The sequence below is a fragment of the Porcibacter vitabionis genome (assembly GCF_046263795.1).
In the GTDB taxonomy this organism is placed as follows: Bacteria; Bacillota; Clostridia; order Lachnospirales; family Lachnospiraceae; genus Lachnocurva.
On record NZ_JBJYZD010000006.1, the window covers coordinates 46,743 to 69,805 of the forward strand.

The 23,063-nt window shown below is 47.4% G+C and carries 18 protein-coding genes; 6 read left to right on the forward strand and 12 right to left on the reverse strand.

Annotation, left to right across the window (positions count from 1 at the left end; translation table 11 throughout):
- Window positions 1–30: 30 nt before the first annotated feature.
- The 5 genes from ACKX2L_RS06145 to ACKX2L_RS06165 all read right to left on the reverse strand — a co-directional run bounded on the left by ACKX2L_RS06145 (window position 31) and on the right by ACKX2L_RS06165 (window position 4,935).
- Window positions 31–258, reverse strand: a complete 228-nt coding sequence (locus ACKX2L_RS06145; protein ID WP_497550895.1) for a hypothetical protein — start codon at window positions 256–258, stop codon at window positions 31–33.
- Window positions 259–275: 17 nt separating this feature from the next.
- The gene (locus ACKX2L_RS06150; protein ID WP_497550896.1) at window positions 276–929 is read right to left on the reverse strand and encodes a hypothetical protein; all 654 of its coding nucleotides are present in this window, start codon (window positions 927–929) and stop codon (window positions 276–278) included.
- Between the two features lie 3 nt (window positions 930–932).
- Window positions 933–2,126, reverse strand: a complete 1,194-nt coding sequence (locus ACKX2L_RS06155; protein WP_497550897.1) for a ParM/StbA family protein — start codon at window positions 2,124–2,126, stop codon at window positions 933–935.
- Between the two features lie 1,298 nt (window positions 2,127–3,424).
- Complete coding sequence (locus ACKX2L_RS06160; RefSeq protein WP_497550898.1) at window positions 3,425–4,174, reverse strand: hypothetical protein; 750 nt, start codon at window positions 4,172–4,174, stop codon at window positions 3,425–3,427.
- A complete protein-coding gene (locus ACKX2L_RS06165; RefSeq protein ID WP_497550899.1) occupies window positions 4,171–4,935 on the reverse strand; it encodes a ParA family protein in 765 nt (254 codons plus the stop codon). Before ACKX2L_RS06165 ends, ACKX2L_RS06160 begins: the two co-directional genes overlap by 4 nt.
- A gap of 705 nt (window positions 4,936–5,640) precedes the next feature.
- Here ACKX2L_RS06165 and ACKX2L_RS06170 point away from each other — a divergent pair.
- From ACKX2L_RS06170 to ACKX2L_RS06185, 4 genes are all read left to right on the forward strand, one after another.
- Window positions 5,641–10,251: an NlpC/P60 family protein gene (locus ACKX2L_RS06170; RefSeq protein ID WP_497550900.1), complete on the forward strand. Its 4,611-nt coding sequence runs from the start codon at window positions 5,641–5,643 to the stop codon at window positions 10,249–10,251.
- A 193-nt stretch (window positions 10,252–10,444) separates the two neighbouring features.
- Window positions 10,445–11,395, forward strand: coding sequence for a hypothetical protein (locus ACKX2L_RS06175; RefSeq protein ID WP_497550901.1), 951 nt, complete (start codon window positions 10,445–10,447; stop codon window positions 11,393–11,395).
- A 112-nt stretch (window positions 11,396–11,507) separates the two neighbouring features.
- Window positions 11,508–12,794 (forward strand): hypothetical protein, encoded by a 1,287-nt coding sequence (locus ACKX2L_RS06180; protein WP_497552868.1) that lies wholly within the window; start codon window positions 11,508–11,510, stop codon window positions 12,792–12,794.
- A gap of 6 nt (window positions 12,795–12,800) precedes the next feature.
- Complete coding sequence (locus tag ACKX2L_RS06185) at window positions 12,801–14,033, forward strand: hypothetical protein (RefSeq protein ID WP_497552869.1); 1,233 nt, start codon at window positions 12,801–12,803, stop codon at window positions 14,031–14,033.
- Window positions 14,034–14,171: 138 nt separating this feature from the next.
- Here the strand turns inward: ACKX2L_RS06185 and ACKX2L_RS06190 are convergent, their stop codons facing one another.
- Window positions 14,172–14,321 carry a hypothetical protein gene (locus tag ACKX2L_RS06190; protein WP_497552870.1) on the reverse strand — a complete coding sequence of 50 codons (150 nt, stop codon included), beginning with the start codon at window positions 14,319–14,321 and terminating at the stop codon, window positions 14,172–14,174.
- Between the two features lie 228 nt (window positions 14,322–14,549).
- Between ACKX2L_RS06190 and ACKX2L_RS06195 the strand changes: the two genes are divergently transcribed.
- On the forward strand, window positions 14,550–15,896 hold the full coding sequence (locus ACKX2L_RS06195) for a replication initiation protein (RefSeq protein ID WP_497550904.1): 1,347 nt from the start codon (window positions 14,550–14,552) through the stop codon (window positions 15,894–15,896).
- A gap of 54 nt (window positions 15,897–15,950) precedes the next feature.
- Here ACKX2L_RS06195 and ACKX2L_RS06200 read toward each other — a convergent pair whose 3' ends face one another.
- The 6 genes from ACKX2L_RS06200 to ACKX2L_RS06225 form a co-directional block, all read right to left on the reverse strand.
- Window positions 15,951–16,319: a hypothetical protein gene (locus ACKX2L_RS06200; protein ID WP_497552871.1), complete on the reverse strand. Its 369-nt coding sequence runs from the start codon at window positions 16,317–16,319 to the stop codon at window positions 15,951–15,953.
- Window positions 16,316–16,588, reverse strand: coding sequence for a hypothetical protein (locus ACKX2L_RS06205; protein ID WP_497552872.1), 273 nt, complete (start codon window positions 16,586–16,588; stop codon window positions 16,316–16,318). The genes ACKX2L_RS06200 and ACKX2L_RS06205 overlap by 4 nt, the downstream gene beginning before the upstream one ends.
- Window positions 16,588–17,307: a hypothetical protein gene (locus ACKX2L_RS06210; protein ID WP_497550907.1), complete on the reverse strand. Its 720-nt coding sequence runs from the start codon at window positions 17,305–17,307 to the stop codon at window positions 16,588–16,590. Before ACKX2L_RS06210 ends, ACKX2L_RS06205 begins: the two co-directional genes overlap by 1 nt.
- A gap of 28 nt (window positions 17,308–17,335) precedes the next feature.
- Window positions 17,336–18,766: an ATPase, T2SS/T4P/T4SS family gene (locus ACKX2L_RS06215; RefSeq protein WP_497550908.1), complete on the reverse strand. Its 1,431-nt coding sequence runs from the start codon at window positions 18,764–18,766 to the stop codon at window positions 17,336–17,338.
- A complete protein-coding gene (locus ACKX2L_RS06220) occupies window positions 18,763–18,987 on the reverse strand; it encodes a hypothetical protein (protein WP_497550909.1) in 225 nt (74 codons plus the stop codon). Before ACKX2L_RS06220 ends, ACKX2L_RS06215 begins: the two co-directional genes overlap by 4 nt.
- A gap of 199 nt (window positions 18,988–19,186) precedes the next feature.
- Window positions 19,187–19,777, reverse strand: a complete 591-nt coding sequence (locus ACKX2L_RS06225) for a hypothetical protein (protein ID WP_497552873.1) — start codon at window positions 19,775–19,777, stop codon at window positions 19,187–19,189.
- Window positions 19,778–19,992: 215 nt separating this feature from the next.
- Between ACKX2L_RS06225 and ACKX2L_RS06230 the strand changes: the two genes are divergently transcribed.
- Window positions 19,993–23,046, forward strand: coding sequence for a UvrD-helicase domain-containing protein (locus ACKX2L_RS06230; RefSeq protein ID WP_497552874.1), 3,054 nt, complete (start codon window positions 19,993–19,995; stop codon window positions 23,044–23,046).
- Window positions 23,047–23,063: the final 17 nt, after the last annotated feature.

Genomic DNA, 23,063 nt, shown 5'->3' on the forward strand with positions numbered 1-23,063 from the left:
CTACTCGCGATATTTGTCATATCGCTCATTTCATTCGCGATAATTGTCGAAATCAAACCCCGTCAGCACACGAAGGAAGTCGGGGTATTTATCGTCTGCAATCTCCATGTCCAGTTCATTCGGGGTGACGGTACGGTTCCAGTAGTTCCCCCGTTCCTTATCGTAGGCAGACACGAAGATCGGTATCTGCATCTTCCGGCAATATCCTACAAGGTCATTGACCTTCGTTTCCAGTATCTCGTCTGTTGGTCTCTTCAAGTGTTTCCCTCCATGTCTCATTCATCACCACCGATGATGTTGTTAAACAAGTCCAAGGACTGATCGGCTAGTGTCTGTTCGTCCTGTCCTTCTGTCTGGTTCAAAGATGGTCGTTCTGTCTCTACAACCGGTTCTATCTCTGTCACGGAAACCTCTGACGGTTCCTTCACAGATTCCTGTACGGATTCCTCTACAACGTGTTTCCTTGGCAGGTTCTTCTCCTCTGTTTCTCTCACGGGGGAAAGATTCGTTTCCTCGGTTCGGGATTCCTCTTTTTGTAACCTCGGCTTAGAAGGTCTCTGTCTTGTTCCGCTTTGGTTTGGGACACTCCTTGGAACACTCTGCTTGGTGACCTTCTGCAACGGTTCTGAGGTCAGAAAGGACAGGCACACGTCCCACAGGGCATGACGGAGAAGGATCCGCACCACATTGCTCTTCTGCCCCTTGGGAAAGGCAGACAGGTAAGTCTCCTCTTCCGGGGTGAGCCGTATGGTAAAACTCGTCCTTGGCTCTTGCCTGCTCTCCGGGTCAATGAGCGGTTGCGGGAGGGGTAGGTCATGGATCGTACAGTCCATGACTTCCCTTACCAGTTCCTGCGGACTGGGACGTACCAGACAGGCAAACAGTTGAACGAGGTCAGCATCCCTTCGCTCATTCAGGTACAGTCTCATACGTTACTTTGTCTCCTTCTGGGCTTTTTCCCATGCACGCTTCTGTGACTGGAACCGATACATATAGTATCCACGGCAGTTCGAAAAGCTGAACGGTAAGGACTTATCGTTCTCATTTCCTGCAACGATTGACAGACCGGACAGACCCTGTAACATGGTCTTGATCTGCTCGAACCGGGACTCTCCTGTACCACCTGTCACAATGAGGTACTTATAATTCAACAGGTTGTCAAACTCTGTCATCAGGCGGTCAATCGACTTATTGCAAATTGCACGGTTATTCTTTAACAGCTCTTCCGTGAAGTTCACTTCCTTGGTCGAATAGGTTCGCCTGTCAAAGTATCTGGCGTTCCCTGTCTCCAAGAATTTCTGGAACTCGAACACCTTGAAGTTCGTTCCGTAGGCTTTGTTCAGCTCATCAATCGTCTTCTGGAAGACTGCCTTCATGCCTGTGTCGATGTAGGTCTTATGGTTAGCATTGACACCGTTTCGGATCACGAACTCATCCTCGGTATTGAACCCGATGTCGTAGATGATGGCAGAACTGGACAGGATCCCTACCTTCTCCCGGATCGGATTACCGTCCTTGTCATATACCGAAGAGAACAATGTGCCCTGTGGCTGCTCAATGACTGAGATATGATTCTTTGGTAAGGTCAGGGCAATATGGATATAGTCGGCATTGCCTACCTTCAGGTCAAAGTCATACTTCCCCGACAGGAACTGAATCATCTCGTTCTTGTCTTCTCTCGCATAGGTACTGGGCAGTCCTGTCTGCACATAGATCTCATTCTTCGGATTGGTTTTTATCATGCAGATTCCAAGCCCTGCCGCAATGATGGTTCGAAACAGTTCGGTCTGATACCGATACCGCTGATACAGGAACTCATCCGTGGTCTCATCCAAGTCTTTCTGGTCGATCATGTCCTCTGCAAGCTCTCCAACCGCCCAGAGCTTATGTGTGAGATTGTCCCTGAGCAGAATGGAATCGGGCTGTAACTCTCCAACCACCCTCGCATTGTCAGGGATCTCCTTGGCATAGGACGGAAAGATACACCCCTTGTGTGGCCCCATCGCCTTGACTGCACTATATCCCCCGTCAATCGCCACGACCGTCTGATGGGACTCCTCAGGTAATGAGGGCAGGTTGACATTGAAAATACCGGAACGTGTCTTAAACTCTTTTGCAACTGCCATGTCTTTATTTCTTTCCTTTCTGGAAACTTGATTTTTTCTTCTCAATTCTTTCTATGGTTAAAAAATTATGAGGATGACAGAAATTTGGAAAATTTATTTTGAAACACAAAAAAAAGAGCACCTTGTGTTCAACAAAGCACTCTCTGAGGAAAAAGAAAAGGCATCCGCATAAGCGAGTGCCTTTCAGTTGACAACTAACCAAATCGTGGGGGATTAGGGACTTGGCATCTATGTCACAGATACATCAGCTTTCGAGGTGGATTCATTCCTGACATATCGTTTACAGTTTGTTTATAGCTCATTATTCCAGTTTGTCAAGGGAAGATAGAAAATATTTCTAAGACACTACCTGTTGTACCCTTGGAAGGTTGATTCCTACTGTTTACCATTCCTGTACGGTAGGAATGGAATGGATGGTTATTAGGACACTCCCTGTTATACCATTGAATGGTTGATGGATACTACCTACCAGTTCTGTATGGCAGGATAAGGGGTTACAGTCTTTGAGACACTACCTGTCTTATCCCTTGGAGGGTTAGTCTAACATTACCAGTTCTTTTAGACTAAGCTTATGGTTGGTCTAACCTTCCTACTCTTTTTGAGCTATCTGAGCCTTTGTTTGCAAAGGCGAGGAATGAAAGACCGAAGGTCGAATATCCGTACTGGATAGAACTGTCTGGATGGGATGAACTGGAAGGTTGTGTAGAAGGCTTTGGAAAGGTTCTACGGAATGGTCTGACTGGTCGTTCATTCTATCTATCTACCCCTGACCCTGTACCCATGACTTGGTACATATAAACTTGACAGAATTTGCACACTTTTACCGTACCGTCCAGAACGGTTTATCCTACCCTTTCGAATGGGTTCTACCCGTTACCCAGACACCCGTGAATGTTCCATTCCTGATACCCATGACTTGGTACATATAGACTTGAGACTTTTTGCACACTTTTACCGTATCGTCTGGAAGGGTCTACCCTACCCTTTGGGACAGGTTTTGACCGTACCCCGTACCTAGGGTACTTGGTACATATAAACTTGACAAAAATTGCACACTTTTTGAAAGGGTATCCATATCGTTTCATACCGTCTTCCCAGTACCTAGGATTTGGTACATATAGACTTTACATTTTTTGCACACTTTTTGGTATCGACTAAAAGGGTCAATTCTTACCCTTGAACTGGTTGGTTCTAGCCTACCCCTCGGTATTAGGTATTGGTACATCTGAGCCTTTGCAAAAAGGCGAAGAATTAAAGACCGAAGGTCGAATATATAAACTTGACAGAATTTGCACACTTTAGTCCATGTCCTCGGGGAAGGCTGCCATGTCAGAAAATTCCTTATCGTACCGTTCCCGATATAGGGTCAAGAGCTTATCGACATAGTGAATCAGCTTTAGTCCTTTCTTCTTCGCTCCATTCTTTAAGTCCTGTATCTCCTGTCTTGTCATGTACAGGGTCAGTTGCTTTCCGCCATTCAGGGGTTGGTAGTCCTCCATGGTAATCACCGTCTTCTCTGCATTGAACTCCGGGATCATGGTCTGGAAGACCTGCCGTACCACTTCATACACCGTCTGGTCTTTCCGTGCCGCCATCGTGTTCAGCCAGAACTTATTCTTTGCCGTCACCCGGATCTGATAGATGTACTGGGTGTCTTCCTCGGTCTCCCCCTCCTTATAGGTGCGGTATTCGTGACTGTCGTCTTCCATGGGACGTCCTGCCATCTGTTCGGGGGATGTGGGTTTCCGTCTCCTGCGTCTGGGTGAGGACACCTTGTTGTGCTCATCTGAGGACACCTTTGTGTGCTCATCTGGTGCTGCCTTGTTGTTCTCATTTGAGGACATCTTCATGTGTTCGGTTGAGGACACCTTATTGTACTCACTTGGTGATACCTTTGTGTTCTCATCTGAGGTCACTTTAATGTCCTCGTTTGATGTCACCTTAGTGTCATCAAACACATCATTGGCAGGACTGTCCTGTTCCATCAATTCTGCTCTCATCTTCTGTGTATTCTTTTTAGCCTGCGTAAGAAAGTCGTTCTTTGTCATGCCTTGATCCTTTCCAGTAGCTCCTTTGCTACGTTCCCGTAATAGGTCGTCACAGGGTCTCTCTTCGGGAGATATTCCTCGACAAACGTGGTCATCGCCTTGATCTCCCCAAATCGGTTCGTATTCGTGATGATCTGGTGAAACGGCTGACAGTCCAAGTCCTCCGACAAGTCCTGTAACTGTTGCAGCATCACCTTCGTCAAATTCGTGTTTGGCTTGGCTATGGTCAAAAGCGACCCGACAAACCGGATCCGGCAGTCCCTGTAATGCTTCTGGAACACCCGCACGTCTTTATTCATCTCCACAATGCCATTGATCCCGTCCTGATCCGGATTCGTGACGGCAAGGATATAGTCCGATGCCAGATACTCCATGTAGTAAATGACGGACCGTTGTGCCGGACTGTCGATGAGCGTAAAGTCATACCCTTCCGTTTCGTTCAGGGTGTCTGCCAGTCTAAAGTAGTCATTCGGGTCGGTATAGATCTTTGCTGCGTCACTCATCTTGGCATCCCCCGGCAGGACATCGAAGTAGTCTCCATGCCGTACTGCATCAAACCAGTCCGTCTCTCCATCCAGTACCGTCTTTACCGTTGGCATTCCCTTCTCGTAGTCATTGGCATAGTTTGTGATATTCATGGACGGGTCAAAATCGACTACCAGTACCTTTTTCCCAAGCTTATTCAGGTTATAAGCAAGCTCGATTGTCGTGGTCGTCTTTGCTACCCCACCCTTCTGATTGGCTATCATAATCGTATTCATCGCATGGTTCTCCTTTTCTCTGCATTCCATTTTACCAAAATGTGCCGTGTCAGATTTACCAAACATTCATCCCCCACTTTGTCTATTCTTTATCCATTCTGCTTGTGTTTTACCCGTCATGTGGTATATCTTCGTTATGTTCTCTCTTTTACCTTCCTTTGTCTGATTTGTCATATATTTCACATGACACACATTTGTCACTTATGACAGGCAGGATATATGGAACACAATGCTTGTCTGTATCAGGCTTGTTGTATGGATAGGGTGTGGTATATGGATAGTGCAGATAAGATATGCCGTATCGGTTAGACAGGTTGTGTGTGTTGGAGTGGTAGGAAGGGATAGGCAGGTTGGATAGGCTGTATGCGTAGATGGTGTAAGAATTGGGGAATGGATCGAGAACGCTATATCGGCTTGCTCGTTAGGGATTGATAGGTAGAACGGATTATGAGGGTGAAATGGATAGATTGGGAAGGACAGGTGAAATAGTAGAGTCGGAAGGGGAAAAGTGAAAGGGCAAAAAGTGTGCAAAAAGTGTCAAGTCTATATGTAACAATTCATACGTTGCACACTTCACGTCTAATTCCCCCTTCCTAGCTTACAGTTCTGTCCTTCCAAACCATTCCTTCCAACTTTCGGATTCTGCATTAGATTTTACGCATAGAACGAGAAGAGCATATTAGTTCCAAGTGAGGTAGTACGAATATGGCAGATAATGAAAATAACAACTGGTTTGAAAATCAAACCAATGGTTCAGGGTTCAATTATGAGAACCTGATAAACCATTCAGGTAGCAATCAAAGTTCCGGTCTGTTCAACGAAGAAAACATTCAGGCAGAGAACTCTCCAAGTTACGGAGAACGACAGGAACGTGCAGAGTCGGGTGGTCATACTGAAAACCACATGAGAGGTGATTCCGGAACTCTGGTTGGTTCGGGTGCACAGGAACTCATTGAGGGAAGTGTTGCCCGACACATGGTAGGTTCTGACCGACAGGTTTATACCCATGGTGAGAATGAGGGAAACTGGACAGACGCCTTTATCAAAGAGCAGGAAGGACAGGGAAGGAACGTCTATCAGGACATCTATATGATGTATCATGACAAGACCATGCAGGACAATGCAGGGTTTGAGACAGAACGATTCCGTTCCTTTGCCGATGGAAGAGCACCGGTATCGTCTGGCAACATGATGTCTCAGAGACAGGCAGAAATCGTCTTCCGTCATCGGGAGGAAATCCAGAACAATGGCGGTGTCTTGGACATTGCTCACCTGCCAAAGAAGGAACAAGAGACAATGGCACCGGCAGTTGTCCTGTCCCAATGGGCCAGAAACGAAAAGGCAACCGGAACAGGCTACCTGACCGATGACAGTACAAGTATCGGTTATCAACAGGCACAAGACTATGTAAAGTCCAACCACATCACGGAAATCAAGTTCACCGATCGGCAGATGGGTGTTCTGAATGGTCATGCAAGAGACCTTCGAACCTATCAGATGCAGATGACCAATAATGCAAACCAATGGAAACAGTTTGAGACTGCCTTCCATGCCTATCAGAAAAAAGCTTTCCCGAACCAGACCATGACGGATGCAGCTCGTGACACCGTACTGAGCGAAATGGCAAAGCCGAAGACGACCTACAAGGAAGCCCTGACAGTAGAAACAAAGGCATGGATGAACGACCATGCCGTAACGGACAAGGCAAAGATAGGAAAAGCTGACTGGGATTTCATCCGTACCAATGCCAAGGCACGGGTAGTGTCGGAGAATCAGCATTTTGTCCAGTCTGCCAACCAGAATCCGGTCTATCAGGCATTGAGTAAGTTGCAGGAAAAGCGTGCCGAGGAAGGAACGACCAAGGTCGCAAACACGCTGACATCCCATTACAGCGAGTCCAGTCTTCGGGGAATGCGGATCGCCGCCAGACGGCACAAGTTTGAGGAAACCCAGAACGGGGAAAATAACTTCACCGGACAGGAGCTGACCGATCGGAGAAAGAAACTCAGCAATGCCCGAAGAACCCATGACGTGACCCAGTCAGCGAAGGATGCCATTCGAAAATCGGTTGCAACGAATAACCTGAACAAGTTCGACCAGAGGGAAACCGCAAAGAAGGATTTGCAGTCTGACCTGTCACAGAAAGCAAAAGAAATCGAAAAGATCAAAAACAAGAACGTTCTTTCCGATGACGACAGAAAGAAGCTGAAACATCTGCAAAGGGATTCCGCAAAGAGCGAACGGCAGATTCGAAAGATCGACAAGAAGAACCGTACCGAGTTCCTGAACGAAGGGAAGGGCAGTTACCGTGAGGTCTTAAAAAAGCAGAAGGACAATGCAGAGAAGATCGCACGAACCCATCGGGAACATCATGCTGCTGTCCGGAATCGTCAGTTTGTTGACATGGCAAACGGGAAGGGCATTCAGTCCGTTCATGCCGAGGAACGAATCCTGAAAAGGGACAAGAAGTCCTTGAGAGATCAGGCAAAGGATGCAAGACGGGCAAACCGCCGTGGGGATTTACGGAAGAAGATAGACGCAGGCGGTTCTGATGCTATCAAAGCCAGAAAGAAACTGGATCGGATGGATCAAAAGGATGTCACCCGTATGAATCGGGCGAACTCCCGTCCAAGCCGGGCCATCGGAAGAGCCAAAGGAAAACTGTCCGGACTTCGGGACAAAGTGGAAGGACGAATCGGACGAGTCGAGAACTTCGGACTCCGATTCAAACACAAATTGCAGAACAGTTGGATGGGACGTCATAATCCGCTTTCCAAACTGCGGAACGTCAAGCGGAAGGTCGAACAGAAAGCCATGGAGAAGGTGATTCTGCCTTTGCTTAAAATCTTAGTTCCAATTCTCCTTCCGATCCTGATTATTCTTCTGATTCTTCAACTTGTGGCCTTATTATTCCTCTCCATTGTGACGGCAATCGGCGGGTCTGACCCGACCAAGAACAATGCCAAGAACGAAGACAACCTTGCTCCGGGATATTATCAGGCAACGGTAACGGCCTTGCAGGACTATCAGAAGAGTTATCTGAACTACTATTCGGATGCGGCCAAGAAGGCAGCAGAAGGACAGGCAGATAGCATTGCATCCAAGTATGACGGGTATCTTGGTGCGAATACCGTTGCGGTTGATACTGCAAACATTCGTTCCATCACGAATGAGTATGGAGAACCGTCCTCTGACATTTCCGACACCTTGCAGGCTCTGACCATGGCAAGGGTACGATTCCTTGGAACGACACTCGGTGATGAGAATGAAATGCCGAAGGACACCATCACGAACATGGCCCTGTATATGACCGCCCTTTGGGTAGGCGATGAAGGAAATGGTTATGTGAAGGGACTGGCACAGCAATATGGCGGTACGACCGGACTGAATCATCAGATCGTTGTCAATCCAAAGTACAATGACGCAAATAATACCAATGCCATTCATAACTCACAGGGTGGTATCACGGATAGCGAAGGAAACCAGTACAGTTACATCTACACCAATTATGGTGAATTGGATGACAGTACGAGACCGGGATGTAACAACGTCTGGTATAAAGACGGAAGCGGAAAGGTTCAGCGTACTCCTACCAATCTCACTTGGAACAAAAATACCTATGGCGATAACGGATCGGGAACCAGTCCGAAGTCCATCGGGGTTGGCAATCCAAAGATTGTAAGTGCGACCGTAACGGAAGAAATCGAGCAGACGAGAACGGTTTATGAGAACCATACGGAAACCACGACCGTTTCCAAACAATGGAGACCCGGGGTTCTGGTTGTGTCTCCCGACACAATCCAGTCCGAGGACAATAATAACGGCGACCATTTCTTCCGTGTCAATGACAACCAATACGGTGCATGGTCCAGACTAAAATCTGGGGATGTCTTTGTTCTGTCAGATGGATCGGTTCATGTAGCCTTGAAGGTTGGACTGATTACGCACAAGAACGCAAGCAAGAATTACAGTAGTCACTACAACTTCCACTATACCGAAGCAAGTTCCGGTGATGTTGTTGCACAGGGAAAGGTCAAAAATGCGAGGGGTAAATTAGCTCCCTGTCAGTTAGGTCAGCTCTTCCGCTTGTATGATGCAAGTACAACAACTACAAAATCCGTTCCCAAACAGGAATATACCGGTACTTTCCAAGATGGCGGATCGGTCACCTACCAAGGTTCCAGTATCAAGTACGATGCCGGAAGTGGTACCTTCCTCATGGCGGACAACAGTCCGATTCCGATGACAAACGAAGCACATAAGCGTTCTCGTGTGAGCGTCACATGGCAGGACGGTGGACGAGATGGTGGTCGTTTGATCCCGCAGATGGATATTTTCTATGTGCAGGACATTCAGAACCTGATCAAGTCCGATAACTGGAAAACAGGCGATGCCCTTCCCGAAAGCAAATCGGGTGGAATCTTTCGGAAACACCAGAAACAACTGGAACAGGTCTTCGGCAAGGGATTTAACCCGGGAAATGACAACAAGTCCTATTCTCTGTCCTTCCCGAACGTAGCGGAAGATAAGAACGACAAAGACACATCCGACCTGTCTGGAAGCGAATTCTGGAACGCAGAAGGGTATGACGTTCATTCCCCGTGGTACTCACAGGACGACCGAAAGAACTGGCTCAAGAGCAATCAGCCGAATCTCACGGAACAGGAACTTACCGATCAGTCCGATCCGAACACCTTCGTTGCCATGGCTTGTGACATTGTGGGAGACCGTTCGACCGGATATAAAGACGGCACGGACTTCTGGGATGCCTTTGATGTCAAAATACAACAGGGAAGTGTCAACGGTTCTTTCTCGAACAGTCAGATTACGCAGTTGATGGGAAGTATCAGTCAGGCAGACATTTCCGGAATCAACGCCCAGTTGGGCGGACAGATTCCACCGGGAGTACAGGCGATGAATAGTTACGCTCTAAGCCGTGTCGGTCAGCCTTATGTCTGGGGTGGAGATACGGAAAGTTATGCCGACTGCTCCGGCTTTGTTTCCTGCATCTGGAGACACTTGGGATATATTGGACCAAAAGACCGATATACGACCAAATCCCTGTTCCCGATGGGGCAGACGTGGGGAGAAAATGACAGGCTACCGGCAGGAACGGTTCTGGTGAACCATGAACACACCGTCTATGTTGCCGGGTGGAATGAACAAACACAACGATACGTTGTGGTCGAAGCCATGTGTGACGAGTACGGCATTGTGGTTTCCGATGGTACACCGGGAAGAAGACTTCGGAATACGTCACAGGCAGCTCTGCATAAGGAATTTCCATCTGCCATTACAAAGTATTGTATGCAGTAACAAACGAACCGGGCTTGAAGAGATTCATTCAGGCTCGGTTTTCTTTTTTTTCTTGAAAAAAAACTTGTAAAAATTTTTCTTCTTTCTGCATTTTTTCATAATTTTTACGCATAGAAGAATTGTAAGAAGTTACGGAGAGTGGAAACATTCTCCCAACAATCCGCTCACGATGCGGAAGAAAGGAAAGAAACTTATGGATTATTGCAAGACAGGACTCAACAAATTCGGACTGATGGCTGTTGCAGGAACCGTCAATGAGGTCAAGGACAACACCGTTACTCTGACCGTATCCGAACGTATGAAGCAGGCAGATGGCAAATGGGGAACCGTCAAGAGGAATGTTACCTGTGACGTTACCAAGGCAGGCGGTACCAACGGCATTGAGCAGGGCATGGACTTCTGTGCGATTGGCTATGGCAGACCAAATGGAAACGACATGGAGATGGAAGCCAAGGCGATGGGAACCGGAAACTGCCGTGTCGAGGTTCAGGAAGTCGGAAATTCCAGAGTAAAGCAGGGCAATGCTTGGATCGATCAGGAAAAGCCGTTTGTTTTCGGCATGGTCATGGGAGACGCCACTTATTCCGTTGACCAGACCAAGACCGGGAACAAGCGTATGCGTGCTCAGTTCCACATCGAGGAACCCTACAAGGATAGCACCGTCATTGTTTCCGACAAGGCAAACCTGATTTCCAGAAATGACGAGAAGTCCAAGGCTCAGTTCGACAGATTCGTAAAGCATCTGGAAGGTGCCTGCGAGAAGGCAAATCTGGAAACCGTAGCAAATGCAGAATATCGTTTTGAGCGTTATCCGTTCAAGTCGGTCTTCCTGTTCCGTGAGGAAGCAGAGAAGTACAAGGACGATCGTTATGCCCAGATTCAGGAATTCACACCGACCGAGGGCAGGAATCAGGGCAACGTTTACTACTATCGTTCTGAATTCATGTATCAGCCGGACTTCGCAAACTTCGGAGCACTTGACATGGAAGCCATCCAGTCGAGGGAAGAAGAAATGCACGCCTTTAACGACCGTGAGGACACCAAGGCGGAAGAGACCGAGACCAAGGAAGAGGACAATGCCGTTTATGACAATCCGTTCGAGAAAGCCACAGATGACGGCAAGGACTATAACGACCTCTGGTGATTCGGTTAGGTTAGACAACTTGTTTTAGCTTAAAGATCGGGGAATCGGAGAAATCAGCAGGACTGACGAAAGACACCGGTTCCCCGATTTTATAACTCTGTTGGAGATTTCTATGGTTGACGAAGATAAGTATTACATGGACTGGGATGTGTTCGGGAACAATGCGGATGACGCACAGAAAATGTTTCCGATCAAGGATGTACTGGCCGTTCACTTCGGCATTACTCCCAATAGCGTAGGGCGTTGTCCCTGTCCGATTCATGGCGGTCATAAACCAAACATGGCCATCTATGAATCTGATAACACGGTGCATTGTTTCAGCGACTGTGGAAAGTCATGGAATGCGATCACTCTGGTGCAGAATGATTTGCAGAATCAGGGCTACAATCAAGGGTCTTATAAGAAAGCTTTCCTGACCCTCTGTGACGAGTTCGGTATGGATCCACTCAGTTTCCCCGGAATCTCCCTCCGACATGAGACACGGACAAAGACAGAGACAAAGATAAAACCAATGTCTGACTTAGAAAAACTGTTTCAGAGCAAACACCCGAATTACAAACAACTGCTTTATCTTTCCAGAAACCCCTTTCAGCCGATGGTACAAAAGCACCTGTCCCCCGATGGAAAGGAGACGCTTACCACCTACCACATCACAGACAAAGAAGTGGCGTTTCTCGTCTTTCAGGAACTGAAACGAAAGGCAAAAGACCTGCACCGGGCCATGGTGATAACGAACGACATCTTGGGAGAAAATACCAGTCCTGCCTTTCAGGAACTGGCACATTGTTACGATAACATCCTAAAGGCAGTACAGAAGGTCGGAATGGAAGAACCAAAGAACAAGGACGACCTGAAAAAGGCTTTGGAATTGGATACAAATAGCAGAGAGTACAAAACCCTTCCATTTCCAACCTTGTTTGACCGTTATGACATGACGGAAGTCGAATTTGATCGGGAGAACCCAAGCGTTCCCCTGAAAAGCGTTTCCATGGAAGAAGTCGAGCATGGTCTGTGGAGTCCGATCCCGAAATTATTCGACCAGAAAACGGAAGACTTCATCCGAGACGAATTCCATTTCCCCATTCCACATACAGGAGACAGGATACCAAGTCCTGACGGAAAGTTTCTCGCCGTACCGGATGTATTGGCATGGTGTGATAAGGCATTCATCTATGTGGACAGTAAAAAAGACCTTCTGAACACCTTGAGCGATACCTTAGCGAAGGAGTTCAAGGACTTTTCAAAAGCCACGGATATGCTTTCGGTATTGCAGGATGAAATTCAGCGGAAGTTAGCCTATTGTGACCGCATGGAAGAAATCCTGTTTGACATAGAGAACCATGAAAAAGAGCACGAAGAAGAGAGAGAAGAACGAGAAGAGAGCAGTTTAGAGAGGTAATGTACCATGAATTTATTTGAGAAGAAAGCCAATGATGCGATTGTTTCCGTTCACACGAAAAAGCAAAAGGTCATGGACTTGAAGGGGGAGTATCATTATTCCGAACTCATTTCCGGAGACGAACCCCTTCAGTTACAGATGCAGAATCAGTTACTGGATCGCTTGCAGTTTGCAAAGACATTAGGATATGACGGCATTGGAAAGTTTGAGACCTATGGTGACTTCACGGCGACCCTGAAACGGTTCGACACCTTCAATCAGAATGCGGAGCGGTTAAAGGAAATCGCATCCGAAATCATCGAGATCGAAAACATCACCAAGGAAACCAATGCGTTCATTCAGAAGAACCTGCCGTTTCTTCCGACCGAAGAGCAGCAGCTTATTCCGGAGCACAAAGCCCTGTACGAGGTCGCAAAGGAATATCTGATCAAGTCCCCGATGATCCATACCTTCGAGCGTGCCAATTTACGAACCAATATCATTCGGGAAGCCTTAATGGATCTGTCCGAAAAGCAGATCACTATGGCCGTGGATCGGAAGATGATTGAGAAGGAAGATGTCATGGACATCAGCCACGTCATTGACCTGTCCGGAGAAAAGGCAAAGCACTTTGAGCATAATCTGGACTATGTGTTAAAGAAGTTTGGTGTGACACAGGAAGCTAACAAGGAATACAAGGAACTCCATACGAACGTCCGAGGAACCAGTTTCAAAAATGACGACACCGGAATTGAACGGCAGGTGATTTTAGACAGACTGAATGACTGGGTCAAGGCAGAAAAGCCGGTCTATTTCAAACTGAATAAGACTGTTGTTCATGACAAGCCTGCTTATGAAGTGCTCTGGGGACATGACAATTCGATTGAGCGTCTTGGCTATCTTGCGGACTATCTGGCACAGCAGATGGATAAGGTCTATGGCGATGCTGAAATTCCGATTGTCTTCGATCAGGTGACCGGTGGTGGAGTTGGTCGGAACGGAAAGTCTTACAGTTTCGGATGTAACTTCACCTTGCGGCTCCCTGACCTTGCAAAGGCAGAACGAATCGTCCCGTCCGAAAGACAGACTCCTGCACCAGAGCCGACTCCTGCACAGGAACAGAACAATGCCTTGGAGAACGCTCGGAATCAGCTCTTAGCTTCCCTAGACTCCCTTCAGCCCGCACAAGGACAGGCACAGACCGCAGAAATCCCTGACCCGACTACCAGACAGAATCAGTCCCAGAATATTTTACGATAAAGAAGATGTAAGAGATAAAAGGTCTGCAACAACAGAATTCTGTTGTTTCTTTTGGGAGACCTTGAAACCGCCTGAATGTAACCTTTCGAGAACAAGGACATGGAAAATTTGGTCAATGGGTTGGAAAAATCAGGCCGTCTATTCGGGAAAATTTGGAGCAAAAGAGGGAAATATTGGCAGATGGGTGGAAAGATTGGCAGACCAAATCTTTTCAATGACAGTACCAATGTCTCCCTTCTTGGATTGTGGTGGAAAATTTGGCAGACAGGAAAATATTTTCTCTGCCATTTTTTCCACCCTTTCTTTTTGTACATCTTTTGTACGACAAAATCGGAGCATAATAGGAGCATTTTCCTGTCTTATCTTTCGCAAACCGACACTCTTCTGCCAATCCTTCTCCCTTTTCCCTTGCAATCTGCCTTTTCTTCCCCTATACTAGGGGTAGTTTTTCTGCCATTTCTTCTACCGACAGAGAAAAGCTACCAATTTTTCCACCCAAAAAAGAAGGGGATTACCTTGTATCACGATACGGCACCATTGCAGGAACTGTCCGTTCGGAAGTCGAACGAAATGGTCTCTGCAAAATACAAAAGCACCTTATTAGAAAACCAGATCATGACGATTGCTCTGACACGGATCGAGGAACGGGCACGGGATGAAAATGCACCGCTTATGGCAACCTTATATCCCGGGGAACTCAAACGAATCATTGGGGATCCGTCTCACATCTACCGAACCTTAAAGACCGTTTCGAAGACCATGGTGGGTCATACCATGTTTCTGGAAGACCGGCAGGGTAATTTCCATGCCTATGCCATTGTGACCGATGCCGAATATCAGGACGGTGTGTTCCGTGTCAAGTTCAATGAAAGCCTGCGGAATCACATTCTTGGACTGGAGAAGAACTATACGACCTATGAACTGTCCGTGCTGACCGACTTCAAGAGCAATTCTTCCTTCCGACTGTATGAACTGTTGAAAAAGGAAATTTACAAAAGCAGAAAGAACGTCAATAACGGCAGGGTGGATGTGGAATATCGTCTGTCAGAACTTCGCTTTATGATCGGTCTTGCGAACTCGGACGATGCAGGCGTGAAGAATGCCATGGGACGTATGGGCGAGGACATTGACTGGGACGCCCTGTATGACCTTCTGGACAAGAAGGACAAGAAGTATGAAGCGTGGAAGGACATGAGACGGTATGTCATTGAGCCTGCTCAAATCGAACTGGAAGAAAAGTCCAATATCCGATTTGACTTTGACGCTTATCGGAGTGGCAGACGGATCGACCGGATCGTGTTCCATGTCTATCCCAATGTCCCGAGGAATCAGGACATCTTGGACGAGCGACAGGTCCTGATCGAGAAACAGAAGAACCGACAGTTGGAGATCCCACGAGACCTGCCAAAATATCAACCCCTGTATGCCGAATTTACCGGGCATAACGGACTGACCGAAGAAGACATTGACCTTTTGTTGAAGAAGGCGAATGGAGACCCCGAACAGGTACGTTCTGCCATTCTGCTCTGCGACAAGCAGGAGTCCGTGCAAAATTACATGGGTTGGTTGATCCGTTGCATTGAACGGAACTACACCACGACAGAGACCGCCCTTGGCTCAAAACAAACGGCAGAGATCACTCATGCCATGCGAAAGGAAATGACGGAACAGGCGGACAATCTGGCAGCCGTCTTCTGGAAACGCACCAAGGAGCGAAACGGGGAGAAGTTTCAGGCGTTTGTGCAGATGTTGTCGGAACATGGACTGACCTTGGAACTATTTGAAGAAGCGTGCTCCGGCAATGCAGAGTGCGGAGAGCGTTACATTGCATGGACCAAAGGAAAACTAAAGTCGGTTCTGTAAGTAGAAAGAAACACATAAAAAGCGGACACCTCAAAGGAGAGATGTCCGTTTTTGTTATTTGTTCGGTAAAAACTTGTATTCTTTTGTCCACACGGTACCGTCTGCACGAATGGGGTATCCCTTGTTATTGACCAGAAAGTCCATACCATTGTCCGATGTGACTTCGTACCAGTCGTGTTCCTTGTCGCAGGTAAAGGGTTTGACCGTCCAGACGTTTGCCTGTTCTGCCTGCAAGTCGAACGAGGTTTTCGGATGGGCACAGGCAGCCCAGAGCGGGATCAACAGAAACACGGCGGAAAGCATGGCCATGGAAAGAGAAATGCGTTTCCAAAGCACCGAGGAATCCCTTTCTTTTTCCAAGACACCGAAGGCGATACTGTCTGCCATAGCGATAGCAGACAGTACGATAAACAGGATCTTCACGAGAGTTCACGCTTTCTTACTTTCTGATGGTACTTCGGCATCTGAGCTTTCGCAAAGCGAAAGCGAGGAATTAAAGATCGTAGAGCGAATATTGGCATCCATGCCACAATGTCGGTCATGGTAAACCATTCCTCGTGATCGTCCATAAATCCGGGCGGAGTAGCAGAATCGTAGGTAAATCGGGTGATGTACCCGGTTTTGTCCACGCCAAGAACAACCTGCTTGTTTCTCGGGCGTTTGTCTTTTAATAAATGCCATGCTGAGTCCATTATTCTACGTCACCTACACTTTCAGTATCTGCCTTACAGTAAGCGGATTCCTTGGGAGAAATCTGATTGACTGACATACATACGTCATTGTTAAAAATGGCTGTCCAGAGGGTAGAGTCCTTCGAACCGTAGAGGACGATTCGCTGACTGTCAACCCCGGGAATTTCAGAGTAGGTCAGAAGGACACCCTTTCCGCACTTCTTTACCATATCTTCATACTTCACGTTTTCCCCAAAGGTCTGAATGTCCGTAGACTTGACCTTCTTGTTGGGAGCGAAGAGAGAGGTCTGTCCCTTACCAACGACCTTGCCACCGGATACCAGAACGGAGAATCCATACCGGTTTTCAGCGGCTACAAAATCGTACTGCGTGCAGTCCACATCGGACACCTTAGTCTTACTCTTGGCATTGAAGTCCATGCCGACTGCCGAAAGCATTTCCTGTTCGCTCATGCCGACCTTGACCTTGGGGAAGGCCTTCTGCATGGACTGAATCTGTTTCTTCTCCTTGGAGGTCGGCTTGTAGTTGTCCGTCACGGCGGATGTTTCTGTCTGGGCCTCTTGACTCTTCTCCGCCTTCTTTATCTTTCCTGCCAGAAGAATAGATGTCATAGCAAAGCCAATGGTCAGGATACAAAGAATCACAATGGCAAGCTGACGCTTGTCGATTCTGACCTTCTTCTTGGTTTCGGGGGTCTGGGGTTCCATCATAAGCTCCATAATTTGTTTTCCTTTCTTTTTGTGAAAATTACATTAAAATTGAGTGGAACGCATCGTTTGTGGCGGGTTGTTCCTCTTCTTTTGCTGCTTCCTGCATCCGAAGATATTTTTGTTCTTCTTCGTAGTTGTACTTATAAATCAGCTCGTAGTTGTAGTCGTGCGTCTGGTCGTTAAATCCATGGATTTCCAAGATGGTTCGTACCTTGTAGCCTTCCATGTAAACGACCGTGTCCATGGACGCAAGCATTCGTCTGGCATCTTCGAAACTGTAATCCGAACCATACTTTACAAGGTCGGCCAGTTTGTTCATGGTCTCGTAGGCATTGGTCGAGTGAACGGTGAGTGCTGCATAGCCACCGGCATTCAAAAGAGTCATGACGGAACGCATTTCTCCGCCCTTGACCTCACCGATGATGAATTCATTACAGCCTTCGACCAGAGCCATCTGGCCCAAGTCCTGCAAGGTATAGGGGCGATTGCCGTCATATCCATGGGTAACGTGCTTGAACATAAATCCCGGCTGATTGGTAAACAACTCATCATTTTCCTGAATGACCAAGGTCTCACGGGTCTTTGGAATGTGCTCAATGAAGGCATTCAAGGCGGTGGTCTTGCCACTTCCGGGCTCTCCGGCGAACACGATCCCTTTGGAATACTTGGCACGGTTTCTCAGATAGTCTGCAATCTGCGGAGTCATCATGTGGTTCTGCTTTGCCGTACATAAGTCCGCAAAGGTGGGTTTCACCTTCGGAATTTTTCGGATATGGAGATACGGATAGTCCACCGCATTGACCATGGGATCGGAAATAACGAATCGGAGAATGTAATTTTTGTCATGTGCGTCAGCAAAGGTAATGACCGGAGTCCGACCGAATTTCATCTTGTTCCGAATGCAGATGGCCGACACAAACATTTTGAGGTCATACTCGTTTTCAAAGCATTCCGAGGAATTGTATGCCTTGCCCTTGATCCGGACACGAATATCCTTCGGTCCGCAGACCTTAATATCGGTCGTGTCGGGATTATCAATCAACGGCTGTAAGACGTAGTATCCGAAAACTGCCGTGTGCAGTCGGGTCAGCATGACACGCTCATCGGATTCATAAGAGCAGATGATCGGGTGCAGTCTGGCAATGTCGTTGTGCAGTCTGGTATAGAATTCCTTGTCGGAAATTTCCCCGGACTGGCAACGATCGAAAAATAGGGATTCTGTCGTTTCGTAGTAGTTCAACATCTTATGGAAGATGTCATTGAACTGCCGTTGGTTGATATGGATTCGAGTCTGGATATTCGAATTCCGAAACTGAGCCATACTGGTATCAAACAGAATCGCTTTGTCGTCTTCCTGTGTCCGTTCCTTTCCCTGATCGGGAGCATAGGGAAGGTTCTTTTCTTCCAGAGCGTTGAGATAGGGGAGTGTCCGACTGGCTTGGGTCTTCTCGTAATTTTCTTTTGTCAAGATACACCACCCTTTCGATATTGTTCGATAAATGCCTGCTTCTTTGCCCGGCTGAACGGATTGGACTTCCAGTCGTCCATCTTCTGCCGTAACAGGTCATGGTAGGCAACGAGGAATTGTTCCCGTGTGAGATAGGTCCGGCAGACGTTCCATAGGTCATCCATCGAAACCCCGCACCCGACATAGGCTTCCTGAAAACTATGCTTTGTGTCGTAACTCAAGCGGAGGGTGTTGCCCGTTTTGAAAGCAAATGCAACCAAAGTTATCAATCCTTTCTATTTTCTCTACAGTTCTTCTATGGATAAAAAATTAAGAAGAAAACAGGATTTCTGAAAATTGGTTGAAAAATTTTTGGATGATAAATTTGAGCAAAAGAAAAGACCTACCAAACAGAGTTCTCTGTCAGTAGGTCTTGTTTATTTACCGCTCTATTTCGTAATCCGGTTCATATCCCCGCATACTGCAAATATTATCAAAAACCTCTTCCGGTAACTGACGGATAATGTCTTCGTCTCTTGGTAGTTGTAAAGCCGTTGCCATGCTAATATAATCTGCTACCGCTTTGTTAAACCCGTGAAGGTTGAATTTGATACCGAAATAGTTCTCCCATTCTTTCAGTTGATCGTATGCCTGAACCAAATGACGAACACCGTCTTTGACATTAAAATCGTCTTCAAAATGGATAACATTTCTTCGATCCCAATCGCCTGCATCACCTTCCATTTCATATTCAAGAATCTTCTTTGCCTGCTCTTTTAATTCGGGATGCTGCTTTGCCACTTCCACATGAATGCCATATCCGCAAAGACCGAAATGTTCTTCACCCCATCTTCTTGTCAGGTTACTACAAGCAAATCGTTCATCGAACAGTCTGGCAAGGCTTCCATCGTCCTCATCAAAATCCATCATCTCCCATGCCAAGTCTTCCTGAAACTTACGCAATTTTTCAGGATGGTTCTTCTTTATATCAGATTTCAGAATATCAATCACCGTTTTGCTGTACTGATCCATAAATGTCTCTCCTCTTGAACCGAATTGGTTTTCTTATTTCTATCCCTTCTATGCGTAAATTTTATGGAAAAATGCGGAAGTACAAAGTAAGGGAAATCAGCGAACTTTCCTTATTTTTACGCATAGAAAGGGTGTAAAGAAAAACGGCGTCTGCTGCCTGACGCAGACGGGTCAAGGTTGATCCGATAAGGATGGAAAAGGAGAAATAGAAATCTATGAGAAGTTCTAGTGAACTCACACCGCAGGCTTTTTGCGGGAAAAATCAGAACACCAACCTGACGGCACACAAGGAATTTATTATCCGTGCTTCTGCCGTCAAGGAAGTATGGAACATGGTGCTTGCAGGAGATCTGCCAAACGATGAGCAGGAAATCCGGGACGAACTGGCATCCGCTTTTGAGATGCGTGGCATCGTCTTTGAGCAGCAGTATCAGAAACAGGGCATTATCAATATGTATGCAGGTCTGATTCATGACTACTGCAACTGGGAACAGAGAAATGTCATTTTACCCGAAATGGCAGACCCGACCAATCCTTCTTCTCCCCTGTTGTTTCCCGACTCGCACGGGAACATGGTCGATAATGTCGTGACATGGCTAGACGGAAAACCCATCCGTGCCGTGTGTGACTACATCACAAAGAACGGAAATGAGGTCACGATCGTGCGGGAGCACACCGGTCGAACCAAGGCACAGAAAGACATTTCCCAGATGGATGAGATCTATCCTTTGATCCTGTTGGGAAAGAAGCTCTATCCGAATGCCAAGATCCGTGTCGAAGAGAACTTCCTTCGGAATCAGAGTTCGAAAGAGGATAAGTTTGCACAGGAACATCAGTTTTCCTATGAGCCGTCCGAAGAAGAACTTCGTGCTGCTCACAGGCTTCCCCGGTCCTATCCGCAGAGACGGCACGTCATTTTAGACACCCCGGAACTGGAAGCCGAGCTTGTCGAGCACTATGACGAGAGCATGGAAAATGAGGTCTTAGACGGGGAAAATTGTAATGACTGTCCGAGATACAACATTTGCCACTATACCGAACCGCCCATTCCACGGACGACCGATGTCAATATCCGCCCGTTCTCGGAAATTCAGATGAACGACAGTCAGCAGGCCGTGGTCGAGAACGATTCCGGAATCAGCCGCGTCAATGCCGGTGCAGGATCCGGAAAGACCATGACGGTTGCCATGCGGAATGTCCGGCTTTTACAGAACGGCGTGTTACCCGAGAATATCTTAAACATCACCTTTACCAATGCAGGTGCAAGTGAAATGAAGGAACGGATCAAGCGGTACGCTGCCTTCTCCGGTGTAGATGTCGATTTTGATAAGTTGCGGGTACAGACCTTTAATTCCTATTGTCAGGACTTGATTTCGGAATATTATGAGGAGCTTGGATATACCGCTCCGCCAAGACCCTTACAGCCGGATCATGAAATCCGTGCTGCCATCATCAATGACATTCTGGGAAAGTACCCGAAGATCAGTTGTTGGGCGGGGTCTTATGAACGATTCCAGAGCACGACCTCCTTCTTCAATGCGTCTGCCTTGGATAAGTGCAAAGACGTCTTCACCCGAATCAAGGAAGGCGATAAACTGGGTTCTTTTACGAGAGACCGGAATCCTTGGCTGAATCCGGTCACATCGCCCATTAAGTTTACCCGTGGCGACTTGGACAACATCTTTCTCATGTATGACGAGTATAACAACACCTTAAAGGCACACAATCTGGTGGAGTTTGCCGACCAGATCAAGGGCGTACAGGAACTGGTACACCTGCATCCGACCTTATTCGACACCATCGGATTTGAGCATATCATGGTCGATGAATTTCAGGACACCGACTTTCCACAGGTTCAGCTCTTACAGGAATTAAAGGAGTCGGCAAAGTTCAAGTCTTTGATGTGCATTGGCGATGACAGTCAGGCCATCTTCGGATTCCGTCATACCAGTCCGGAGTACATGATAAACTTTGGCCGGTATTTGGGCGAAGGAAATGAAGCGGTCGGCTATACCTTCAACGACTTCAACATTCTGGAGAATTACCGGAGCACCGGGAACATCATTCAGGGAGCAAACGCCGTCATTGACCTGTCCGACAACCGAATTGATAAGACCCTGACTCCGACCCGGGAAGAGGGTGCACCGGTTCTGGTGAACGGATGCTACACCGAGAAACAGGAATACGAAACCGTTGCACAGAAAATCAAAGACATGGTCGACCATGGAACCGACCCTGCCGACATCTCCTTTTTGGCATCGACCGGAGCACAGTTACAGAAGATGGCAGACGCTCTGACAAAGATCGGTGTTCCATCCATCTTAATGAACCCGATTCCATACAGTCAGAACAGCCGTTGTGCAGCAGTCGCATCCTTCTTTGATTCTTACCTGTACCGTACCACACAGGGCGTTGCCGACTATCTCAATGCGAAACTGCACGGTGGTTTGATGGATGCAAGCAATGAACAGATCGAAGACCAGATCAAGACCTTTACCGAGGAACATCTGGGCGAAGAGCCGAGCGTGGAAGATTTCCTTTCTATGTGTGATGAACTGGACCCCGATCAGACAGATGAGTGCTTTCAGGACTTTCTGGACACCAAACTTCGTCCCTGTAAGTCTATGGATGAACTCATCAATTTGTTCGATGCCATTCGAAAATATGGTCAGTCCTCCAAGTTCAAGCGGGAAAAGCAGTATGACGGTGTTGCCCTGTCCACCATCCATTCCGCAAAGGGCAGAGAATGGTGTCATGTCTTCTATACGCTTGACAACTTCGATTCTCCTTCCTTCCGTCACATGGCAGGGTGTCACAACGAAGCCATGGAAGAAAAGTACCGTCTGTGGTTCGTTGCTGCATCGAGAGCCAGAGATACCTGTGAATGTGTCGGCACATACACGACCAAGGCCAATCCTGCCAAGGGCGAGTACAATCTGAACGGATTCTTAAAAGAAGCCTATAACGTGGTCGGAAGACCCTTCGGATTCAATTCCATGAGCCTGTGGGCGGAGATTTCGAGAGAAAAGCAGGAAGCAAAAGAACAGGCAGAACGGGTTGCCGAGCGGAGCAGAGAACGTGCCCTGACCCGTGGAGCAAGACAGAACGACCGACTCTGGCCGGACAATCCCAATGAAAGGCAGACACCTCTGAACGGAAGAGTGGAGGGCTATCAGCCCATGACTCCAGAGCAACGGGCACACGTTATGGACCATCTGTCATTTGAAGGGCAGATGTCGATTGACGACTACGTTAACGAGCAGAACTGATCGGAAAGGATTACCGC

Excerpts from the sequence above, each read along its gene's own strand:
- ACKX2L_RS06170 (WP_497550900.1), top strand. The coding sequence starts at position 5,641 with ATGGCAGATAATGAAAATAACAACTGGTTTGAAAATCAAACCAATGGT.
- ACKX2L_RS06155 (WP_497550897.1), bottom strand. The coding sequence starts at position 2,126 with ATGGCAGTTGCAAAAGAGTTTAAGACACGTTCCGGTATTTTCAATGTC.
- ACKX2L_RS06180 (WP_497552868.1), top strand. The coding sequence starts at position 11,508 with ATGGTTGACGAAGATAAGTATTACATGGACTGGGATGTGTTCGGGAAC.
- ACKX2L_RS06230 (WP_497552874.1), top strand. The coding sequence starts at position 19,993 with ATGAGAAGTTCTAGTGAACTCACACCGCAGGCTTTTTGCGGGAAAAAT.
- ACKX2L_RS06190 (WP_497552870.1), bottom strand. The coding sequence starts at position 14,321 with ATGGCAGAGAAAATATTTTCCTGTCTGCCAAATTTTCCACCACAATCC.
- ACKX2L_RS06185 (WP_497552869.1), top strand. The coding sequence starts at position 12,801 with ATGAATTTATTTGAGAAGAAAGCCAATGATGCGATTGTTTCCGTTCAC.
- ACKX2L_RS06210 (WP_497550907.1), bottom strand. The coding sequence starts at position 17,307 with ATGGAGCTTATGATGGAACCCCAGACCCCCGAAACCAAGAAGAAGGTC.
- ACKX2L_RS06175 (WP_497550901.1), top strand. The coding sequence starts at position 10,445 with ATGGATTATTGCAAGACAGGACTCAACAAATTCGGACTGATGGCTGTT.
- ACKX2L_RS06165 (WP_497550899.1), bottom strand. The coding sequence starts at position 4,935 with ATGAATACGATTATGATAGCCAATCAGAAGGGTGGGGTAGCAAAGACG.
- ACKX2L_RS06160 (WP_497550898.1), bottom strand. The coding sequence starts at position 4,174 with ATGACAAAGAACGACTTTCTTACGCAGGCTAAAAAGAATACACAGAAG.
- ACKX2L_RS06205 (WP_497552872.1), bottom strand. The coding sequence starts at position 16,588 with ATGGACTCAGCATGGCATTTATTAAAAGACAAACGCCCGAGAAACAAG.
- ACKX2L_RS06225 (WP_497552873.1), bottom strand. The coding sequence starts at position 19,777 with ATGGATCAGTACAGCAAAACGGTGATTGATATTCTGAAATCTGATATA.
- ACKX2L_RS06150 (WP_497550896.1), bottom strand. The coding sequence starts at position 929 with ATGAGACTGTACCTGAATGAGCGAAGGGATGCTGACCTCGTTCAACTG.